Annotated in this window: 3 protein-coding genes; all 3 read right to left on the bottom strand. The window is 73.1% G+C overall.

The annotated features are described in order from the left end of the window. On the bottom strand, nt 1–1725 hold a 1725-nt coding region (locus ACIQOV_RS28920; RefSeq protein ID WP_401053463.1), incomplete at its 3' end, for an ABC transporter ATP-binding protein. Between the two features lie 547 nt (nt 1726–2272). Next, nucleotides 2273–2794 (bottom strand): YbaK/EbsC family protein, encoded by a 522-nt coding sequence (locus ACIQOV_RS28925; protein ID WP_401053465.1) that lies wholly within the window; start codon nt 2792–2794, stop codon nt 2273–2275. 7 nt (nt 2795–2801) lie between these two features. After that, nucleotides 2802–4394, bottom strand: coding sequence for a 2-isopropylmalate synthase (locus ACIQOV_RS28930; protein WP_401053467.1), 1593 nt, complete (start codon nt 4392–4394; stop codon nt 2802–2804). Between the last annotated feature and the right edge of the window lie 129 nt (nt 4395–4523).

Genomic DNA, 4523 nt, shown 5'->3' on the forward strand with positions numbered 1-4523 from the left:
GTCATGGGTGATCAGGAGGGTGGTGCGCCCGGTCATCAGGCGGCGCAGCGCGGGGACGAGCTGCTCGACGGTGTGCGGGTCCAGGCCGCTGGTGGGTTCGTCCAGGATCACGACGGGGGTGTCGCGCAGGAACGCCCGGGCGATGGCGACGCGCCGGCTCTGACCGCCGGAGAGCTGGAATCCGTCGGCGCCGATCACCGTGCGGTAGCCCTCCGGGAGCGCCGTGACGAAGCCGTGGACCCCGGCGATGCGGGCGGCGCGTTCGATGTCGTCGGGGTGGGCGTCCGGACGGCCGTACGCGATGTTGTCGGCGATGCTCGCGTGGAACAGCGGGGCCTCCTGGGGCAGCAGCGTGACCGCTCGGCGCAGTGAGGCGAGGGTGAGGTCGCGCAGGTCCTGCCCGTCGAGGCGGACGGTGCCGGCCTGCGGGTCGAGGAAGCGGACCAGGAGCTTGGCGAGGGTCGACTTGCCGCTGCCGCTGGGCCCGCGGACGGCCAGGGTCTCGCCGGGGCGCAGGTCGAGGTCCACGTTGGCCAGGACGGGCGGTCCCGGGATGCCAGTGGCGCCCGAGTAGGCGGCGTGGACGCCCTGGAGGGTGACCCGGCCCTGGACCGGGCCGGTGTCCCCGGCCGTGGGGCGTTCCCGCACCGGGCTGCGGATCTCGTGCAGCTCCAGGACGCGTTCGCCCGAGGCGCCGGCCGCGCCGGCCAGCGGGATGAGGGCGGCGAGCTGCTGGACGGGCTCGAACAGCTGGGCCATGAAGGCGGCGAAGGCGAGCAGGCCGCCGAGGCTGAGCTGTCCGTGGATGACCTGCAGGGCGCCGACACCCACTACGGCCAGACCGGCGAGCAGTTGCAGCACGTTGAGGAAGGGCTGGTACAGGCCGCTGACCCGGGCGGCGGCGAGTTCGGCGTCGAGCAGGCCCCGGCCCTCCCGGTGGACCCGTTCGACCTCCCGGCTCTCCTGGCCGCAGGTCCGGGTGACCACGGCGTTGCGCAGGGATTCCTCCAGCAGCGCGGTCACTCCGCCCGCGCGGCGCTGGACCTGTCGCTCCCGGCGCCGGATGACGCGTCCGAACAGGCTGGTGGAGAGGATGAACAGCGGTGCGGCCAGCAGCGCGGCCAGGGTGAGCTGCCAGCTCAGGTAGAACGCGGCGCCGGTGAACAGCAGCAGGCTGGCGACGGCCACCGCGCCCTCGACCAGCCCGGTGGCCACCATCCGCTCGATCTCAGCGATGTCGAAGGTGAGCCGCGCCACCAGGTCGCCGCGCCAGCGGCTCTCCAGCGTGTCGGGGGGCAGGGTGTGCAGGTGGGCGAGGGTGTCGGTGCGCAGGCGCAGCATGTAGCGCTCGGCGATCCAGGTGCTGGTGTACATGCCGGCGAAGGTCAACAGCCCGGCGGCGACGGCCGCACCGAGCATCAGGGCGGCGAGCGGCCAGAAATCGGCGAAGTGCCGGGGGACGAGCACGTCGTCGATGAGGTCCTTGAACAGCCAGACCGAGACGACCTCGCCGAAGGCGCCGACGACGAGCAGGGCCGCGCTCACCGGGAGCCAGCGCGCGTCGGGGCGCACCCACGGCCAGAACCGGCGAATGAGCTCCCGCAGCGGGATGACCGGCGATTCCGCCACCGGTCCCTGGTACTCGGCCTCGTCGGCCCCGTTGACCTTGTTGACCGCGTCGGCCTTGCCGACCGCCCGGTCACCCGGGGGCGTCACATCGCGCATGGGCAGGACCCGTTGCTCTCGGAGATGGTCGTTCCGGGATCCGGAAACGAGGTTCCGGGATCCGGAGCCGTCGTCCCCGGGTGGGGACGCATCATCCTCCGTGCGGAGGCGGCGCCGATCCCAGGGCGAGGGGCCGACGGTGACACCGTCGGCCCCTCGGGGTGACGCTAGTCGGAACTGCTGTGCGCGGTCCTAGCCGTAAGCACCGTCACCAGCAACCGAAACGACGGCGTCCACGGCGGTCGAAGTCACGACCGTAACCACGGCCCAGTCCCAGACCCAGGCCCAGGCCCCGACCTCGACCCCGGTCTCCAAAGTCACGACCGTAACCACGGTCTCTGTCTCCTCCACGACCGAAGTAACTCATCACGGCTTCTCTCTCTCGTCGTGTCGGCCCTCCGCGCACCCACGACCCGCACCGACGGCGCGAATTGCGGGGAACTGGAGGCCGTTACCGGTGGTCGAACCCTTCCGGCGGCCTGTCGGCGACGCCCGGATCGATTCGCCCCACTCCTCCAGTATCCGCCCACCGGGCGTATGCGCAGCTTCAGAGCCGGTCGGATTGTGCGGTTGCCGGATCCTGCGCCTGTTCGACGACCACTGTGACCGGTGTCCCGCCCGTCACGTTCAGCAACTCCCGGTACGTCATCGGGACGACGGTGTGCGGGTGTCCGGCGGCGGCCCAGAGCACCTCGTACGCGTCGAGCGCCGTGTCGACCACGGTGCGCAGCGGCGCCGGGTGGCCGGTCGGGGCGACGCCGCCGATGGCCTGGCCGGTGGCCTCGCGGACCTGGGCGGCGGCGGCTCGTTCGATCGGGCCGGAGCCCAACTGCCGTGCCAGGTAGGCGGTGTCGACCCGGTGGGCGCCGCTGGTCATCACCAGCAGTGGCGCGCCGTCACAAAGGAACACCAGGCTGTTCGCGATGGCGCCGACCTCGCAGCCCAGCGCGGCGGCGGCCTCGGCGGCGGTGCGGGCGGAGTCGGGCAGGACGCGGATCTCGCCGGGGACGCCGGCCACCGCCAGTGCCTCGGCGACGGCCTGACTGCGTGTGGGGAGTGAGGAGGTCATCGGCCCATCATGCCTTCCGCGCCGAGCGGCGCGAGGCGGCGCTCAGCACCGCCCGTACGCCCGCGGTGAGCACCGAGGCGTCCCGCCCGACACCCCACACGACCCCGCCGCCGGGCCCGCCGACCCGTGCCTCCACGTAGGCGACGGCGTCCCGCCCGGAGCCCACCGCGTGCTCGCCGAAGGAGAGGATCTCCGCCCCCACGGCGTCGGCCACCGCGTCCAGCGGCCCGGCGCCGGTGCCCCGGCGGCCGTCGACCTCGGCCCAGTCGTCCCCGACCCGCCACCGCCGGCCGGCCCCCGCGTCCAGGTACTCGGCCCGGAACAGCCCGTACAGCTCCTCCGCCGTCATCTCCCGTCCGCTGTCGTCGGTGGCCGCCTGCACCACCCGGGCGAAGTCGATCTGCAGCCGCCGAGGCAGTTCCAGCCCTTCCGCGGCCTGCAGCAGGTGGGCGATCCCGCCCTTGCCCGACTGGCTGTTGACCCGGATCACCGCCTCGTAGTCCCGCCCCAGGTCGGCCGGGTCGATCGGCAGGTACGGCACCGACCAGGGCGCCTCCCGCTGCGGGACGCCCAGTGCGGCGGCGGTCTCGGCGTGCCGGGCGAAGCCCTTGCGGATGGCGTCCTGGTGGGTGCCGGAGAAGGCGGTGTGCACCAGGTCGCCCGCGTAGGGGTGCCGCTCGTGGACGGGCAGCCGGTTGCAGTGCTCGACGGTGCGCCGGATCGCGTCGATGTCGGAGAGGTCCAGCATCGGGTCGACACCCTGGGTGTGCAGGTTGAGCGCCAGGGTGACGAGATCGACGTTGCCGGTCCGCTCGCCGTTGCCGAACAGGCAGCCCTCGACCCGCTGGGCGCCCGCGAGGACGGCGAGTTCCGCGCAGGCGACGCCGGTGCCGCGGTCGTTGTGCGGGTGGACGGAAAGGATCACCGCCTCGCGCCGTTCCAGGTGGCGGTCCATGTACTCGATCTGGTCGGCGTACACGTTGGGGGTGGCGATCTCGACGGTGGCCGGCAGGTTGTGGATCACCGGCCGCTCGGGCGAGGCGTCCCAGAGCCGGGTGAGCCCGTTGCACACCTCCAGCGCGTAGTCCGGCTCGGTCAGGTTGAACACTTCGGGCGAGAACTGGAACCGCAGGCCGTCCCGGCCCTCCCCCAGCCTGGCCATCAGCGTCGCGGCCGAGGTGATCAGCGCCCGGAGCCCGGCGCGCTCCTTGCCGAGGACGACCTCCCGCCACTGCGGCGCGGTGGCGGTGTAGAGGTGGACGACCACCCGGGGCAGGCCCGCGACGGCTTCGAAGGTGCGCTCGACCAGGTCGGCCCGGGCCGCCGTGAAGACCACGACGGTGACGTCCTCGGGCACGGCTCCGGGGGTGGTGGCCAGTTGGCGGACGAAGTCGAAGTCGGTGCGGCTGGCGGACGGGTAGCCGACCTCGATCTCCTTGAAGCCCATGGCCAGGAACAGGTCGAACATCCGCTGCTTGCGCGCCGGGTCCATCGGCTCGGCCAGTGCCTGGTTGCCGTCGCGCAGGTCGACGGGCACCCAGAGCGGGGCCCGCTCGATGCGACGGCCGGGCCAGCGGCGCAGCAGGGCGGGCACGTGCACCCGCTCGTGGGCGGGGCGGTAGAGGGTCCGGGCGCTCGGCCTCTACGCGGCGGTGCTGGCCGGCGGCATGGCGCTAGGCCAGGTGCTCGGCGGCGTCCTGGTCAGCGCCGACCTGTTCGGCAGCGGCTG

The sequence above is a fragment of the Kitasatospora sp. NPDC091257 genome (assembly GCF_044757675.1).
In the GTDB taxonomy this organism is placed as follows: Bacteria; Actinomycetota; Actinomycetes; order Streptomycetales; family Streptomycetaceae; genus Kitasatospora; species Kitasatospora lactacystinica.